This window comes from Butyricimonas sp. Marseille-P2440, from assembly GCF_900091675.1.
GTDB classification, from domain to species: domain Bacteria; phylum Bacteroidota; class Bacteroidia; order Bacteroidales; family Marinifilaceae; genus Butyricimonas; species Butyricimonas synergistica.
The window spans coordinates 1,221,220-1,239,306 of sequence record NZ_LT594609.1 but is presented as its reverse complement, the minus strand read 5'-3'; the positions used below and the strand labels follow the sequence as shown (position 1 = coordinate 1,239,306).

The 18,087-nt window shown below is 40.4% G+C and carries 14 protein-coding genes; 11 read left to right on the top strand and 3 right to left on the bottom strand.

The window, feature by feature from the left end; translation table 11 throughout:
• Positions 1-30 precede the first annotated feature (30 nt).
• The 9 genes from BN8899_RS10765 to BN8899_RS10725 all read left to right on the top strand — a co-directional run bounded on the left by BN8899_RS10765 (position 31) and on the right by BN8899_RS10725 (position 12,315).
• Positions 31-1,170, top strand: coding sequence for a CapA family protein (locus BN8899_RS10765; protein WP_065219371.1), 1,140 nt, complete (start codon positions 31-33; stop codon positions 1,168-1,170).
• 165 nt (positions 1,171-1,335) lie between these two features.
• Positions 1,336-1,962, top strand: a complete 627-nt coding sequence (locus tag BN8899_RS10760) for a carboxypeptidase regulatory-like domain-containing protein (RefSeq protein WP_148375373.1) — start codon at positions 1,336-1,338, stop codon at positions 1,960-1,962.
• A 46-nt stretch (positions 1,963-2,008) separates the two neighbouring features.
• On the top strand, positions 2,009-2,347 hold the full coding sequence (locus BN8899_RS10755) for a carboxypeptidase-like regulatory domain-containing protein (protein WP_065219369.1): 339 nt from the start codon (positions 2,009-2,011) through the stop codon (positions 2,345-2,347).
• A 19-nt stretch (positions 2,348-2,366) separates the two neighbouring features.
• A complete protein-coding gene (locus tag BN8899_RS10750; protein WP_065219368.1) occupies positions 2,367-5,624 on the top strand; it encodes a hypothetical protein in 3,258 nt (1,085 codons plus the stop codon).
• Between the two features lie 58 nt (positions 5,625-5,682).
• The gene (locus BN8899_RS10745; RefSeq protein ID WP_018337518.1) at positions 5,683-6,060 is read left to right on the top strand and encodes a methylglyoxal synthase; all 378 of its coding nucleotides are present in this window, start codon (positions 5,683-5,685) and stop codon (positions 6,058-6,060) included.
• A gap of 86 nt (positions 6,061-6,146) precedes the next feature.
• Positions 6,147-6,575 (top strand): DUF6769 family protein, encoded by a 429-nt coding sequence (locus BN8899_RS10740; RefSeq protein WP_065219367.1) that lies wholly within the window; start codon positions 6,147-6,149, stop codon positions 6,573-6,575.
• A gap of 98 nt (positions 6,576-6,673) precedes the next feature.
• Positions 6,674-7,903 (top strand): efflux RND transporter periplasmic adaptor subunit, encoded by a 1,230-nt coding sequence (locus tag BN8899_RS10735; protein WP_065219366.1) that lies wholly within the window; start codon positions 6,674-6,676, stop codon positions 7,901-7,903.
• A gap of 102 nt (positions 7,904-8,005) precedes the next feature.
• Entirely contained in the window at positions 8,006-11,110 is a 3,105-nt protein-coding gene (locus tag BN8899_RS10730) for an efflux RND transporter permease subunit (protein ID WP_065219365.1), read from the top strand.
• A 17-nt stretch (positions 11,111-11,127) separates the two neighbouring features.
• A complete protein-coding gene (locus BN8899_RS10725) occupies positions 11,128-12,315 on the top strand; it encodes a TolC family protein (protein ID WP_065219364.1) in 1,188 nt (395 codons plus the stop codon).
• Positions 12,316-12,881: 566 nt separating this feature from the next.
• On the opposite strand, the gene BN8899_RS10720 is transcribed toward BN8899_RS10725, so the two are convergent.
• The 3 genes from BN8899_RS10720 to BN8899_RS10710 all read right to left on the bottom strand — a co-directional run bounded on the left by BN8899_RS10720 (position 12,882) and on the right by BN8899_RS10710 (position 15,733).
• A complete protein-coding gene (locus tag BN8899_RS10720; protein WP_065219363.1) occupies positions 12,882-13,445 on the bottom strand; it encodes a hypothetical protein in 564 nt (187 codons plus the stop codon).
• A gap of 21 nt (positions 13,446-13,466) precedes the next feature.
• Positions 13,467-15,134, bottom strand: a complete 1,668-nt coding sequence (locus BN8899_RS10715; protein WP_065219362.1) for a hypothetical protein — start codon at positions 15,132-15,134, stop codon at positions 13,467-13,469.
• Positions 15,135-15,418: 284 nt separating this feature from the next.
• Positions 15,419-15,733: a hypothetical protein gene (locus BN8899_RS10710; protein ID WP_065219361.1), complete on the bottom strand. Its 315-nt coding sequence runs from the start codon at positions 15,731-15,733 to the stop codon at positions 15,419-15,421.
• A gap of 442 nt (positions 15,734-16,175) precedes the next feature.
• On the opposite strand from BN8899_RS10710, the gene BN8899_RS10705 reads away from it, so the two are divergent.
• Together BN8899_RS10705 and BN8899_RS10700 are read left to right on the top strand one after the other, a co-directional pair.
• A complete protein-coding gene (locus BN8899_RS10705) occupies positions 16,176-16,736 on the top strand; it encodes an RNA polymerase sigma-70 factor (RefSeq protein WP_065219360.1) in 561 nt (186 codons plus the stop codon).
• A 161-nt stretch (positions 16,737-16,897) separates the two neighbouring features.
• A complete protein-coding gene (locus BN8899_RS10700) occupies positions 16,898-18,040 on the top strand; it encodes a FecR family protein (RefSeq protein ID WP_187376857.1) in 1,143 nt (380 codons plus the stop codon).
• Positions 18,041-18,087: the final 47 nt, after the last annotated feature.

Genomic DNA, 18,087 nt, shown 5'->3' with positions numbered 1-18,087 from the left:
TCTTCGGACGGCTTTTTTTATATTCCCCATATGAAATCGAGGATCAGCCTTACCCTTATCCTGTTCTCATGGCTCATCCTTCTCTTTCCCGCTTGCAAGGAAGAAAAGAAACCAACCCGAGCAGACCACGCTATTGAAATACCGGAAATTTCCAGTTCTATCTCTTTATTCTTTTGCGGGGATATCATTCAGCACTTACCCCAGATATACGATGCACACACACCGAGCGAGAAAGATTACAAATACTTGAAATGTTTCCGGTATATCGCTCCTTATTGGCACAACTCGGATTTTGTCATCGCAAACTTGGAAACGACCTTATCGGATAAAGAATTCTCCGGTTACCCCCGATTCTGTTCCCCTTGGCAGATTGCCCGGGATTTACAACGCCTGGGAGTAACGACATTTGTCACGGCAAACAATCATTGCTGCGATCAGCTCGCACAAGGAATCACAAAGACCATTTATTATCTCGATTCCCTCGGCATCGCCCACACGGGCATTTTCATGGATACGCTCAGCTACAAAAAAAGGAACCCGCTATATCTCCGGAAAGATGGTTTCAAAATAGCCTTATTGAATTATACCTATGGCACCAATGGGCTTCCCATTCCGAAAGGCTTCGTTGTTTCCCTCATCGACACCACAGTCATCAAACGGGACATCCGGCAAGCCCAACAAGACTCGGCAACGAACATCATTGCTTTCATGCACTGGGGATATGAATACCACACCTCCCCCAACAAAGAACAGAAAGCACTCGCCGCCTGGCTACACGCTCAAGGAGCGGACATCGTGATCGGCTCCCACCCCCACGTGGTGCAACCTATCGAGTACGTACTATCAGGGAAAGACACGATCGGGATTACGGCATATTCGCTGGGCAACTTCATCTCCAACCAAACCTATCAAGGAACAGACGGGGGAATATGTATCCGCCTGACGTTAACACGCCCGAAAGCCGACAACACCCGTTACTTCATGGAAACCATCAAATTTTACACGTACCGCCCGTTCGAAGAAGGACGCACCCGATACTACGTTGTTCCGGAAGCCCTCGCCGACAGCGTGATAAAAGACTACCACCGCACCAAAAGCAAACGCTTTTTCAGAAGAACGGATTCCATTCTACATACCCCCCTTTCAATTTATCTGAAAGCTGGCAAATAATCAAACACACTCTATCATAAACAATTACATTATTAAAGATTTCGCATACATACATCTCTTACATTAATTATATATATACAACATATAATTATTGCTATTTTTTCATGATTAGACACTCCCGAAAATCAACATTATGTGTTCTACAAAAAACTAATGATTGAAATTATGAAAATGAAAAAAATCTTACTTATTATCGAGTGTGCAATTTGCACAATGGTATATGGATGTGCCAATGATAAGGTTACATACGAAGGGTATGTACGAGACGCAGAAACCGGGGAGCCTCTGAATGAAGCGACTATTACGTTCTTGACAAAAGAAGAAAAAGATGCTGTAACAGTGCAAACTAATTTAGATGGATATTATAAGATCGTTTTCCCATATTTGGATTCCATCGTTAACATTGGATATTCACGCAATCCTTATCAAAGTATATTAAAAGAAACGAAAATTACAAGAAAAGAATACGAAAACACGAAGGGAAATATAAAAAGTCCAGATGTCATGTTAAATATCAGATACTCTCCTAACCTAGTGCATTACAGAGGGAGGGTAATTGATAGTTCAAATCAAAAACCTATTCCTGGCGTGCAGGTAGGGATAAGTGGCGCAATCGTTTGCACAACAACTAAAGCAGGTAAGTATATTTTGGAATTTTACATAGGAAAAACAAAGCAAAAAATATCTTTCCAAAAAGAAGGTTATGCTACGATTGAACATGATACAATTTTACAACCATTAGGAGAAATCATGATGGTTCCGGATATCGTGATGCAAAAAATAAAGAAATGACATTTTCTATACATAATTTATTATTAACAATTTAAAACCAAACATTATGAAGTTTTTTATTTATTTGTCGATTATGACTTGTTTGCTAACAGGAGCGGAAGCAGTAAAAGAACTGGGATACGTTGAAGGTAAGGTTGAAAATGGCAATGGCTCTGGTGTTTCTGATGTGAATATTTATCTTGATGAAAGTGGTGCTAAGCTTGGAACTACTAGCTGGCGGGGATATTTTACACTCGAATTTATGTTAGATAAAGGAGAACTAAGATATTACCAAGTAACATTCAGGAAAGATGGATATAAAGAACTGAAAACCACTGTAAATGCTGAGGCTGGGACCACTAAAATATATGAAAATCCTTTCCTTATGCCGGAATTAGAAGATTAAATTTCATAAAAAAATTCGGATGAGTACTATTTTCACTTTTGCTAAATATGAATTCAAAATCGGGAGAAGGAATTGGTTATTTCGCTTTTTCTTGTTCTTGATCATTTTTGTAACAGGTTATTACCACTTGTATTTACAAACATATTCTACCACCTATGGAATGGTCACTCTTCCGAGTTCTTTTCCGTTAATAAATTCATTCCTGTTTAATTTTTTACAGGCAATTCTCTTTCCATTTATCGTATTGGATTTGTTTTCCCGAGAAAAAGGGATAGATTCCCTGGAAGTAGTACGGACTCGCCCCTACAACAATTTTAGCTATTTCTTGGGAAAGTTATTCGGATTTGTTTTATTATATTTTGTTTTAAGCTTGGCTTCAACCGGAGTTGCTCTTTTTATTCACGTATTCATGAGCGACTCTCCTTTTTTTGGCTGGCTTTACTTTTTCTACCCGTTGACCTTTTCTTTGCCGACATTCATATTTGTATTGGGGTTATCTGTTTGGTTTGTTGAGGTATTACGAAATCGTATGCTTGCAATAATAATTCTACTTTGCATATTATACCTAATTATCACTTATTGCCAGTCACTATTACCCCTCGATTTATTTGCCCGAGAATTACCCAATGGCTATTCAAATATCACAGGGCTCATGGAGGATTTAAAAAGATATTTAGCACAACGTTTCTCGTTCTTTTTCGTGGGCATTGGCTTATTATTAAGTTCTTTTGGCTTTCAACGGCGATTGGATTCTTACCGCCGCAAGAGAGCCTATTTCCATTCAGCAGGTTTACTTTTAATATTGGTTGGTTACACATTAGGATATTCCAACGTGTATCGCTTAAAAGAAGAGCAATTCATCCGAGAGGAATACAGAAATGTTTATAACAAATATACCTCTTCCCACAAGACAGCAATTTCCTATCATTCAATCATTTGTCGTCTACATAAGGGAAAAATGTTTATGCAAAGTAATCTTACGGTGGAAAACCTTGAGCAAGAATCCTTAAAACAAGTGATATTATACCTAAATCCCTCTTTAACACTAACCCAAGTGACAAATGACAATAAACCAATACCTTTTAAACGCGAGAAACAAGCCATTATTATAGATTTCCCGTTAATGCCAGGGGCAAAGACCTCTCTTGTAATGGAATATGAAGGAAACGTGGATGACAGGATCTGTTACCTGGATATACCTGATAAAGATTACTATCATCCGAGTTACAGCCGGCAAGCTTATGTTCCTGAACGACGATTTAGCTTTATATCCGACAATTTTACATTACTACTTCCGGAGTGTTTATGGTATCCTGTAACCCAACCACCTATAAATATAACCTCTCCATACGAAACAGCAATGAATTTGTGTCAATATAACCTTCGAGTTTTACACACCACCACAAATACCATTGTTTCTCAAGGAACTAAAACATTCAGTGGAGATACCGTGTGTTTTACCACCACCAAAAAACTTCCAGGACTTACACTTTGTTGCGGTCCGTTTGAACAAACATCAGCCCAAGTGAATGGTAATTGGAAAATAACAAGCATGCCCGTTAAAGGACATACAATATGGCCGTATTCAACGGAATTTATGGCAACGCAGATTTTCTCACACGTGGAGGATTATGAAGGCATTTATCCTGCCGAGAATCTATTTTTTATAGAAGTACCAGCATCCGTAGTTTCTTATTTCCGTTTTTGGAAAAATTCAAGTGAATTAGTCCAACCGGAAATGGTCTTAGTACAAGAGGGAACAGTGGGATGGAAAGGGCAAGAAGAATACCAAGATCCAGAGACGACAAAATGGTATCATATCGACGGTTTATTAGATCCTTACTTTAAACGAGCACCTTCATATAAACGAACAAACGATGTGATGTATTTGATAACATTTTCTTCTAGAGAAATGGAGTACCGTGAAAAACATAAATATTGTTTACGATCTTTATTTAGAACCGGACATGTGACTCCATTAGAGTTCCCTATTTTGAATGTCATCATGAGAAATTTGAAAAAAAACACCGAATGCCTAGATCAGGATATAATACAAGCGCAACTATATCTTAATGAAAATCATTCACTTAAAAACGCTTTACATGAAAAGGGGATGGACAGGAACGTCTTGGATGCCGTGGTTTATCTGAAAGGACAAGAGCTAGCAAATTATTTGCACTTACATTCTTCAGAGGAACAATTCGAGTTGTTTTACCAAGAATTTATGTATTCACCAGGATATAATTGGGAACAGTTTAAACTAAAAATTCAACAATATTTCAATATCGACATAACAGATTTTCTTCACAAGTGGTACAATTCCACATCCTTACCTTATTTTGAGATTAAAGATGTGCGCCAATTGAGAGGGGAAGGAACTGATGAATACTTTACTCGCCTGAAAATAAAGAACGTGGGACACTCCGACGGAGTTGTTTCTTTAAACGCAACCATACATGGTAACCGAAAACAGAATTATTATTACTTACTGGAACGGGGAGCATGTAAAGAAATTTCTATAAAAGAAAGAATGCATGAATTATGTGTAAATACAGGAATTTCTTCAAATATTCCAGCTTCTTTTTCTTATAAATGGCAGAATGCTGTTACAGATTATTCTCATGACACGATTTCAGGAATTTATAATATTGATGAACGTGAGTTTGCTCCCGCTCCGGGAGAAATTATTGTGGATAATTCGGACCCCGGATTCCGACTCATCTTTCCACCGGAAAAAATACTTGTAAATTGGTTTAAACATAAAGATCGGAATGAAGATAATCATGCTGGACCTTGGTCTAATTTAATTGTAAATTCATGCTATGGGCATGGGAAACGTGATGCCTGGTATAAATATGCTGGTGAAGGAGATTGTAAAGCTATATGGGCAACTCATATAGAGGAGGCCGGATATTATGAAATATTTGTGAATAATGTTAGATATGAAGCTCATAATAGCAAAGGAACAAGTGTTTACTCTTCTTTTGGATATGGTCATACAGTTTGTTACACTATATGCGATGACTCAGGAAACAATGAAATCATCTTTTTTCCTTGGAAAAACTCAACAGGTTGGGCTTCTTTAGGAAAATTTTATTTTAAACAAGGTCCCGCTCGAATAATCTTGGATGATCGAGGTGCTAAAAACGATAAAGAAGAGAGTGATTTTAAACTGAACTTGAGACGAATGGTAAATTGGAAAAATAATATGAACATAACAATAAACACAACACAAATCATTATTGCTGATGCTGTAAAATGGGTAAAAGTAGAATAATTCATTTCATTTTTACCCAACTTAATTATATATTTGCCGTAACATAAAAAATCACACTATGAAACTAGCAGTAATCGCACACGACGGAAAGAAAGCAGAAATGGTAGCCTTCTTGAATAGGCATTATGATTTTATGCATTCGGCAAACATCGAAATCATTGCCACCGGAACCACGGGGAAACACGCACAGGATGCGGGGCTTAAAGTAGAACGCCTGCTATCGGGACCTATCGGAGGTGATGCACAAATAGCAGCACAAGTAGCGGAGCATAAAGTACAAATGGTATTCTTCTTCCGTGACCCGCTGGACAAGCACCCCCATGAACCGGACGTACAGATGCTCATGCGAGTTTGTGACGTGCACAACGTGCCTTTGGCAACGAATCCCGCTTCGGCTGAATTGATGCTTCGCGGATACGAAGTACTGAACAAGTGATCGTTAATTATTTATTAAAGTTTCCGCAAACATTTGCATATCTGCATTCTATGAATTAATTTTGCAGATAGAAAACAATATACGCCATGAATAAACGTAAGTTAGCAGCCATACCACTTCTTGTAGCCAGCATCATTATGCTGGTATCATCGGTAGTGCCGCACCATCATCATGGCGTATTCGTTTGTTTTACCGCAACACACTGCATGGAACAAGAGGCAGGAAAAACTTGTCAACATAACCATAAATCCAATTCGTGTGAAAAAGAATGCGAGGTAAAACAACTCTTTGAAACAGATATTATAAAAGAACATCATCATGAATGTTCATGTTGCCCGGAATGGACTCCGGATCAACTACTCCTCCCGTTATTTATCATCGCGGGAGAAAATAACATAGCACTACTTCCGGGAGATTCACGAATACTCTCGCCCACTCCCTACCGGGAGCACCTCCACCCGATCACGTGGAGCGTGGTTTCTGCCGGACGGGCTCCCCCTACCGTAATAGCTTAAAGAAATCATTCGAGATTTCACTTTTTGCATTCATTTCTCACACGAATGCATGGTAAATATTCATTTGATGTTACACTCATAACAAATAACTTATTCACATGAGAACAATTATTTATGCTATTACAATATTAGCCATCTCTTTTATTGGCTGCAAAAGTAATTCATCCAAAGACAAACATGAACACTCTGAAACAGAGATCCATGCAGAACACAATCACGAACACGATCATAAACACGAAACCGCAGAAGAACACGCCTCACATAGCCACGGGGCAAAAGAAGCGGAAAAAGCAAAACACAGCGACGAAATTATCTTTTCCAAAGAACAAGCTGCCAAGACAAATTTCAAAGTAGAAGAAGTTCAACCCGGAAACTTCAACCAAGTGGTGAAGACTACCGGACAGATCATGGCAGCTCCCGGCGACGAGGCAGTCGTTGTTGCCACTAGCAATGGCATCGTATCCTTCACCTCCAACAAATTGAGTGAAGGCACCGCCGTGAAAAAAGGGCAATCACTGTTCCAAATCTCATCCAAGAACATGGCAGAAGGTGATTACTACACGAAAGTAAAAGCCACTTACGAGATAGCAAAAGCCAGCTACGACAGGGCAGAAGAACTCGTGAAAGACAAAATCATCTCACAAAAAGAATTTGAAGCTGCCCGCCTGGAATACGAGAAGGCCAGAACCGCATACGAAGCCATATCAGGCTCTAAAACGGAAAAAGGTGTAAGTGTAGGCGCCCCGATCAACGGGCACGTGAAAAACATCCTAGTGAAGGAAGGAGAATACATTACTGCCGGTCAAGCGCTGGCAACGGTTTCACAAAACCAACGCCTGGTGCTCCGTGCCGAAGTATCCCAAAGATATTACAGCGCGTTGAAGAGCATCAATAGCGCCAACTTCAAAACGCCGTATGACAATCAAGTGTACGAGTTGGCAGACCTGAACGGACGATTGCTTTCCTTCGGGAAAACATCAGACAACAATTCATTCTTTGTACCTGTGTCTTTCGAATTCGACAACAAAGGAGAAGTCATCCCAGGTTCATTCGTGGAAGTATATCTTATTTCATCCCCGATAGAAAATACCTTGGCTATCCCCGTTTCGGCACTAACAAACGAAATGGGAATATTCTATGTCTACGTGCAAATTGACGATGAAGGTTATCGCAAACAAGAAGTTGCCCTCGGAGCCAACAACGGCAAAGACGTACAAGTACTGAAAGGCTTGCATCCCGGCGACCGCGTGGTAACACAAGGTGCTTACCAAGTGAAAATGGCTTCCGCCTCCGGCGCAATACCTCACGGACATAGCCATGAACACTGATCAATTGAAAAACTAATGATTAAGTGATTTCGAATTCTGTGATTAATCACGAAATCGACAATCACGGAATCTCAGAATTTTAAAATCTAAAATTAACTTCGGATGTTAAATAAGATCATACAATATTCATTACACAACCGGTTGGTGGTAATGATCGCGTCGATCGCCTTGCTTTTATGGGGGTCTTACACGGCGCATAAAATGGAAGTGGATGTATTCCCGGATTTGAATGCCCCGACCGTGGTCGTTATGACCGAAGCACAGGGGATGGCTCCCGAGGAAGTGGAACGCATGGTGACGTTCCCCATTGAAACAGCAGTAAACGGTGCTACCGACGTGCGTAGTGTGAGATCGTCTTCCACGACGGGATTTTCTGTCGTATGGGTTCAATTCGAGTGGGGTACCAATATATACACGGCTCGGCAAATCGTTTCAGAAAAATTGTCCACCCTAGGAGATGCTCTTCCCGGTAACGTGGGAAGCCCCACGCTCGGTCCGCAATCCTCCATTTTGGGAGAGATGATGATTTTCGGTTTAACCGCTGATACCACCTCATTGCAGGACTTACGTACGATTGCCGACTGGACAATCCGTCCCCGCCTACTCTCCACTGGAGGTGTGGCACAAGTGACGGTTATCGGCGGGGATATCAAAGAGTATCAGATACTCCTAGATCCCGCCCGTATGAAGCATTACGGGATTACCCTAGACGAGGTACTCGCCGTGGTAGACAACATGAACCAGAACGCCACGGGAGGAATCCTTTACGAATATGGCAACGAATACATCGTGCAAGGTCTTCTTGCCACGAATAACGCAGAAGAACTTGGCAAAGGCGTGGTAAAAACGGTAAATAACACCCCCGTTTTATTATCCGACATTGCCACCGTTCAAATCGGGCAGAAAGAACCCAAACTGGGATTGGCTTCCGAGAAAGGAGAAACCGCAGTTCTGATTACCATCACGAAACAACCGAATACCAACACGCTGGAACTGACAGACAAACTGGATAACGCCATTGCCGAATTGCAAAAGACGTTACCCTCGGACGTAAAGGTTTCTTCCGACATTTTCCGTCAATCCCGTTTTATCGAAAGTTCTATTTCAAACATTCAGAAGGCTTTGCTAGAAGGAGCGATCTTCGTGATCATCATCCTTTTCTTCTTCTTGATGAACGTACGCACGACCCTTATATCGCTGATCGCCTTGCCGCTATCTTTACTCGTGGCAATCCTAACACTACACGCGCTGGGACTGACCATCAATACCATGAGTTTGGGAGGGCTCGCTATTGCCATCGGCTCGCTGGTCGACGATGCCATCGTCGACGTCGAAAACGTGTATAAACGACTACGGGAGAATCGACTAAAACCGGAGGGCGAGCGCCTTTCCCCGCTAAAGGTCGTGTTCGAGGCATCAAAAGAAGTACGTATGCCGATCCTGAATTCCACGCTTATCATTGTGGCTTGTTTCTTGCCCTTATTCTTCCTTTCCGGCATGGAAGGACGTATGTTGATACCGCTAGGAATTGCTTTCATCGTGGCTCTTTTCGCTTCAACAATTGTCGCCTTAACCCTTACACCGGTATTATGTAGCTACATATTGACAACCTCGAAAGCATTGAAGAAAAGCGAAAAAGAACCCATCGTGGCACGCACGTTGAAAAAATGGTACAAAAAAGCTCTGGAATGGACACTTCATCACAAAAAGATCGTGATTGGCACGAGTGCCGCTTTACTAATCTTCACGATTATTATCATGATCGGTCTGGGACGTAGCTTCCTGCCCCCATTCAATGAAGGTTCTCTCACGATCAACACCAGCACGATGCCGGGAATCTCGTTAGAAGAATCCGACAAAATGGGACGCATGGCAGAAGAAATCTTACTAGGCATACCGGAAATACAAACTGTTGCCCGGAAGACCGGACGTGCCGAACTGGATGAACACGCCCTCGGGGTAAACGTGTCGGAAATAGAAGCTCCATTCGAATTAGACAAACGTTCCCGCGAGGAATTTCTTGCCGACGTGCGTCAGCAATTAGGTAAACTACAAGGAATGAATATCGAAATCGGACAACCGATCTCCCACCGTATTGATGCCATGCTGTCCGGCACGAAAGCGAATATCGCTATCAAATTATTCGGTAACGACTTGAACAAGTTGTACACTATCGGCGGACAGATTAAAGATGCCATCCAGGGCATAGACGGCATCGCCGACCTGACTCTGGAACAACAGATCGAACGTCCGCAATTGCAGATCATGCCCAAACGGGATATGCTTGCCAAGTACGGTATCACACTACCCGAATTCTCTGAATTTATCAACGTAGCACTATCCGGGAAAGTGGTTTCCCAAGTCTACGAGGGCGGACGGGTATTCGACCTCACCGTGAAAGTACATGATGACAACCGAGCAAACATGGAAGAAATAGGCAACCTGATGATAGACGCCAACGGGCAAAAAATACCGCTGCATTACGTGGCTGAAATCGTTCCCTCCGTGGGACCGAACACCATCAGCCGGGAGAACGTGCAACGGAAAATCGTGGTATCCGCCAACGTGGCAGGACGTGACTTGAACGGTGTCGTGAAGGATATCCAAAAGACGGTAAACGAACAAATCACTTTACCGGAAGGCTATCACGTGGAATACGGCGGTCAGTTCGAAAGTGAACAAGCTGCTTCTCGGACGTTGTTCATTACTTCCTTGATTTCCATCTTATTGATCTTCCTGTTGCTATTCAACGAATTCCATAGTATGCCGCTATCCGGAATCATCATGTTGAACTTGCCCTTGGCGATCATCGGTGGAATCATCAGTATATGGATGACCTCAGGTATTATCAGTATTCCCGCCATCATCGGTTTCATATCGCTATTCGGTATCGCAACGCGAAACGGTATTTTGCTCGTGTCGCACTACAATCACCTGCGGAGCGAGGGAATGTCACTGCATGAAAGTGTGATTCACGGTTCGCTCGACCGGTTGAACCCCATCTTGATGACGGCATTAACTTCAGCTCTAGCATTGATCCCGCTAGCCGTCGGAGGCGATCTTCCGGGTAACGAGATTCAAAGCCCGATGGCTCAGGTTATCCTGGGAGGATTGTTAAGCTCCACCCTACTGAACGGTTTCGTGGTTCCGATCATGTACATATTGCTCAACCACAAACAGAAAGAAGTTGAAAATTTGGAAGCATAACCCTTGAAATAAACAAAATGAAGACGTACAAATTATATATATTAAGTATCATGTTGCTAGGTGCTCTCTCCACGAGAGCCCAAAGCAGCATCGACGAGGTATTGAAAAGCGTCGAGAACAACAACAAATCGTTGCAAGCCAACGTGAAGTTGGCTGACGCCCAAAAACTGGAATCCCAAACGGGCAAATTCTTGGCGAACCCAACTTTCGAGTGGGAACAAATGTGGGGTAACCGCAATAACCCCGGTTCGGAATATTCATTCACGGCAAAACAATCGTTGGACTTCCCCAGCGCATACACGAACAAGAACAAGATTGCCGCATTGAAGTCCGGCACGTTTGACCTGCAATTCGCGGCTTACCGCCAACAACTCCTGCTGACGGCAAAACAAACCTGCATCGAGATCATTTACCTGCGTAAACAAAAAGTCCTGCTGGACGAGCGCCTTGGTAATGCCGAATCCATGTTTGCCCTCTACCAAAAGCGATTGGCGTCGGGCGATGCCAACCAACTGGAATTAAATAAAATTCAACTGGAATTACTCAACGCCCAAAACCAAAGCCGTCTGAATCAAGCTGCTTTGAATGCCGCATTGGAACAACTGCAAAACTTGAACGGCGGTAACCCGATCACGTTCGAGAACACAGAATACCCGATGGGAGAAAACCTGATTAACTTCGAGCAATTGCAAACCGATTTTATCGCCGCCGACCCAAACTTGAAAGGCTTGGCAGGAGAACAAGAGATCGCCAAACGGGAAATAAAACTCAACCGTTCGCTCTCCCTCCCGAAATTCGACATCGGTTACAAACGTAGCGCTTCATCGGGAAACGTAGCCTCCAATGGCTTCGTCGTGGGAGTATCCATCCCCCTCTTCGAGAACAAGAACACGGTGAAAAAAGCCAAAGCCCAAGCAGAATTTGCCTCGGCTTCCCTCGAAGACAACCGTCTAAATCTCCGCACAAGCCTGCAACAACTCTACCACCAAGCAGAAGCCTTGCAGGTATCTCGCCAAGATTACGCCAAAGTACTGAAACAACAACGCAATGTAGAATTGCTCAACAAAGCCCTCAACGCCGGGCAACTCTCCGTGATCGACTATTTTGTCGAGCTCACCACTTTCTATGACAGCCAACAAAGCTATCTGGACGTGGAGAAAGAGTACCACAACATTTTGGCTCAATTGTATCAATACAAGCTATAGAACACAGGAATTTCTATAGAAAACACTCAAAACTACCCCGAATGAGTATCGCTCTTCGGGGCTTTTTATTTTCTCTTCTTTCATTTTATTTCATCCGAATATTCGTTTTCCTATTCTCGCTCCCTCACCACAATACACTTCTTTTGTTTTCAATAATATGTGTTAATTTCATTTTTCTGAAAACATCACAATCCACTTTTCTCATAAATTTGCGATTTGTCGTATGCGCTTTTTATAGGTTCACTTTGAAATTATTATACAGAATATGATTAAAATATAACAAACACTCAATATCATACCAGGGAAGGCTGTCGCCCAATTTTACCCAGCGATTGTTCTTGTTCAAATCAGAAAGAGAGAACCGAAAGTCATCCAAACTTAATTGCTTGATAGGGGATGTATATTTTATAAAACCAGTTTTTAACACTCAAAAACTAGGATATTTTTTTTTCTGAATATCAAAAATTACAGTTATTCAACAGACCTTAATTATGTCTAAATAACGATCAAGCCATATAAAAGATGACCATACATCATCGAGTTTAATTTAAAACGTATTGTCCAATTTATTTACGCTCCTTAATGGTATGACGAAGCTTAATAATATTGCCTTTTTCATCACGAATTGTATCAAGAACATTTTCTAAAGGTAGTGACGATTGATATGGAACTTTTATTTTTCTTTTTTCTTGTCTGGATAATGTTTCGTAGTCAAGATATCTACCATTACCGAAGACAATTAAAAATATTGATAAATCTTCCCACAAGTAAACCTTGGCTGAATAGCTACTATAGAACAGTTCCTTGTTGTCGTCGTATGGATATTCTATTGTGTAATAAATCCTTCCGTTATATTTTAAAACTTCTGATACGGCGAGGTCGACACTATGTTTACCAACTTTTTGTTCTTTTATAATTGGTTTTTTATATTCCTTATAATATTCTGCACCATGTTTTAATATTGCTTTTCGGGCTATTTTAATAATTCGCTTATTTAATTTCATTTTTTTTAAACTGTCAATATACACGCAAATAGTACTGTCAATGAGAGTTGTTGCATTCGATTGACTAAAAATTTCATCGTTTATTCCTAAAACAAGAATAGTAAGTAGCAGATAGATAAATTTCATGATTTTGTATTTTATATATAATTACCATTTATATGTGTCTCTTCTGATTGGACCAAAAGAATATATTTTTTTAGAATTACCTGGTATATCTATGGGGTCTCCTGCTAATACATCTTGCGTATAATCATATACTAATCCGGGAAGTTTTACGTTTAAATCACGCGAAGAGGGACCTGCAGGTCTTCTTGATCCGGGTACAGCCCAAGTCAATGGATAATGTGAATGAAGGGTTCCGACTGCATAGGAACTATGTTCTCTAGGATCAATTAGTATTTCATCATAATTATATTTAACAATTGCTTCAACAGCTCTGTCAAGTGTGACCGTATCACCTAAAATATCAGGTCCACAATAATAATCGCCCGTCCTCGTGTCTAAATAAATTAAACATCCGTATTCACGTATAACTCGTGTAGACTGATTGGATGTGGCAAAAGCGACAACTTTGTTCCACAAATCTACAGCACGTGATGTCACAACGGGAAGATTTTGAAATTTACTTATATCTGGATAATACTCTTCAACGGTCAACGCATTACATGTTACGATTTCTCCAGTTTCTCCTTCTAATGTTATTGTTGCTTGTATATCCCAGAAACCCGGTGCAATTGCCAATCTTTTGAGAACAGCATTTCCCCCTATAATAGTGACAGGATCATCAAGAGTTTTCCATGTGCCGGATTTAGTACGATCTTTAATATCAAATGTCACACTTGCTATGCGAGGAATTCTCTTTTCCGAATCTGTACATTTAACCGTAGCAAGTATATTGTATTTTTTCATTAACTCTGTTTTACTAGGACCTTGAATAGTTGCATATAGTTTACCATCTTCTGGTTCTGGAATAATACCTCCGCCCCCTCCCTGCCATATACTATCATAAGGATTTGTAGGGGAAGGTGATGATTCGCCACCAAGAATGCATTTTGTCCAAACACGTGAATAGAAAAAATCAGTAAAATGACTTTCTAAATTTTTGATTTCATAACAGATTTTTATATTTTCAATTTGGGTATTTTCATATGCATGAATCACACTTTGTAAACTGGACGTTTCTGCAAAAGTGTAATCTCCAACCCGGGCGTTTGTGATACTGGCAAAGTTACGATACACATATGCACAACTATTACATAAATTCAATATGTAAGCTAATAAAGCTGTTCTGTATTTGAATACATCTAATTTAAATTGTAATGAAAGATCGGCTGTTCTTTCATAACTGGCGCATTCTCTCCATGCTTTTTGCCAGTTTTCATAAGTGTCACATACATAGTAACCATCTGGATGAAAATAACATTGTCCCCAATCGTGAGCCCTACTTAATGTTTTGCTATTAACTTTGTGTAATGTATAATTGAACAAGTTTTCACAATGATACTTTTTAGATAATGTTTTTGTAATGGAGAAAATAGAGTCAGAAAAATGACGTTTTTGTTCAACCAAGAAAGTTGTGTCAAATAAAATGTTTTGACGTAGATTATCGTAAGATTCACATAGTAACAAGAAATCCTCGTCTTTAAGCAATTTATCGTAAGTTGCTTGATCAAAATGTAAAAAATCCGTGACTATTTGAAGAGATTTTTTATCTTCTTGAATATTCGTCTTTTCTTTTTTTATATAGATTTTTTCCTCACTACATCCCATGATAATTAAGAGACATAAAAATACAAGTATTGAAATTTTATTCATAGTTTTGTCATATTTATTTTGTAAGACAAATAATTATGTGATCAAATGAACTTTACTTATAGCAATGTGTTAGTGCGCAGTCTTATTTGAATTAATATCCATACTAATGGATAGCATTGTTTTTAGGGTGTGGCGGGTTATCCATAATTTGTTATTTATAATATATAATGTTACGTAGAGATCACAAGTTATGAAGATGCGTGTAAAAAACAATGCGTTTATTTTAATTTCTATGTAAAATATATTGAATTTAAATAGGGTCTGCTAAATAATTTCTTTTTCTCCTATGCCACCACCTTTAGCTTCCCTTTCAACCATCCCCGATATTTTCCAGAACTCTCTCTTGTTTCAGGTATAAGAAACAGGGCATAAAGAAGTTCTTTGAGGAACTTCATTACATTTTTGGCAAAGTAGCACACACCTGGCCATGATTCAGCCGCATCAAGCAATTTTGCTTTGATATTATTTGTGCGACAAACCCGCTTTCCGATTCCAAATACTGCTTCTATTTCGTTTCGCTCGCTTACTGCTTGAATCTCTTTGGCTGGTGTATCTCTGTTTTTTTGCTCCTTAAATGGACAGTCCAAAGGCTTGTCCATGGCCCGGATCCCTTATTCTTTCAATAACGTTCGATTGCCCCTGCTCATATAAATCTTGCCTGCAAAGACTTTAACTGGATAAAAAACAAAGCGAGATTATACTTATTCCACACAAATTTAACACTACATTATATCGACTTCAATTTCACCAATATCCCGCTCTAATCTTCTATATTTAAAAGAATTAGCGATTCAAAAAACGAACGTTTATTTAGTGCAAAAATAATCAAAATCCGTCAATGAAAAAATGTTATTATTGATTATTCTATTTTCATGAAAATCAGGATGTTAATAAATCAACCTGTTGAATGTGAGAATATTTTGTTTGTAATAAAACCTGCTATCATTAAACGTTGAATTAATAAACTTCAAATAGGCTTTTTACGCCCGAGGTGACCTAATACACGTTTACAAAACCTAGTCATATTTATAAGGATGCCTTATGCGGAGGGGAGCTAAACATATACATTTCACGAACGGGGAAAGTATTATATTCGATGAATATTTCCGAAGCAACTTTCAAAAATTCGTGGCTTTTACCTCTCGTTTTCTAATTGATACACAACAAGGAGAAGACGTAGTTCAAGATACATTCGTCCAAATCTGGGAGGCAACGGACCTTACTTTTGAATCGGAACCGGCTCTCGCTGCCTATATGTACCGAATCATACGCAACCGCATATTAAATGACCTGAAACACTTGAAAATTCAAGAAAAATATAACGAACGAATGCGCCGGGAGATGGAAAGCGAGAGCTTTCTCGTAAAATCCGTGTGGGATGAAGAAAGCCGCCACTTACTTTACAAGGCAATAGACACCCTCTCCCCACAGTGCAAAGAAGTCATACGTTACCACCTGGAAGGGAAAAAGAATCAAGAAATCGCAGAACTCATGGATATTAGTATCGTGACCGTAAAATCCCACAAGATGGTTGCTTATAAACAATTAAGGGAATCTTTGTCTAAAATCATATTTTGCCTATTCCTTACTTCTATACATTAACTCCAAAATTGTATCCTTCTAAAAAAGGATCTCATCGTGCTACACAATAAAAAATGATCGGCACTAAAAAAATATTTCAAAAAAAACTCATACTCTTTTAAAATTTAGTTGTTCTACAAATGAACGAGGATCTAAAACTGATCTTCCAACAAAAAATACTTATGGAAAAATTGGAAAAATATATCAGAATGTGCCGCCTGGCAATCAAACAACGACTCACTCCAATAGCCCCACAGGACGAGGAGAAGCTGGAAGCCTGGTTGCAGGAAAGCGATGAGAATCGAGAACTTTACAACTCGATCGATCATATCGACCCGGCAAAACTGAATGCATATTACCCGAACACGGACATCGAATATCAACTATCCCGATTTTATAAAAAACGCAAACGTACCGCCCGTTCTATCGCTTGGCGTTGGAGTGTAGCAGCAGTGGTCGTTCTCGCTTGTGGAATATCGTTTTATCTGATGGATAAAACAGAACCTATCATCTCCTCTCCCGTGAAATCAATTTCCGGAGGAGTAAGCCTCGTGTTATCAGACGGACGACAAATAGATCTTTCAACAACGACTCGCCCCGACACGATGGAAATGGGGGCAGCCATTGCCAATGTACAGCAAAACACGCTGGTCTATTCCCCGTCTGACACAGCAAAGGAAGTTAAACACAACACATTAATCGTTCCCAAGGGAACCTCGTTTCACTTGATATTAAGCGACGGTACACGAGTATGGTTGAATGCCGATAGTAAAATCACGTATCCGGTTACTTTCACGGGGAACACGAGAGAAGTTCACCTCGAAGGAGAGGCTTTCTTTGACGTGAAGAGGAATGAACAATCCCCATTCACGGTGAACGCCGATCAATTGAACGTACGAGTGTTAGGTACAAAATTTAACGTGAACACCTTCGCGGATAATGGCTACGTATCCACCGCCCTAGTGGAAGGTTCGGTTGAGGTTTCCGGGAAGACGGGAACGTTTCGGCGGTTAATCCCCGGACAGGTGGCAATGATAGACACGATCGGAAAGATTCAGGTTGTCGACATGGAACTGAAGCCTTACACGGCATGGATTGATGATATGTTTTGTTTCAGAAATACTCCTCTATCGGAAATCCTAAAGCAAGTAGAACGCTATTACAACGTGAAAGTCGTGTATAACGCGGATTACCGGGAAGAATATTACACGGGAGATATTTACCGTAACAAACCGTTACAGACGCTGTTGGATGTGCTGGAAATGACTATCCCCGTGAAATTTGAATTGCTTGATCAAGTTATATATATAAAAAGAAGGAAGTAGGTCGGTTGAAGACTAAATTCCACAAGAAAAAATGTCTTAACAAAAAA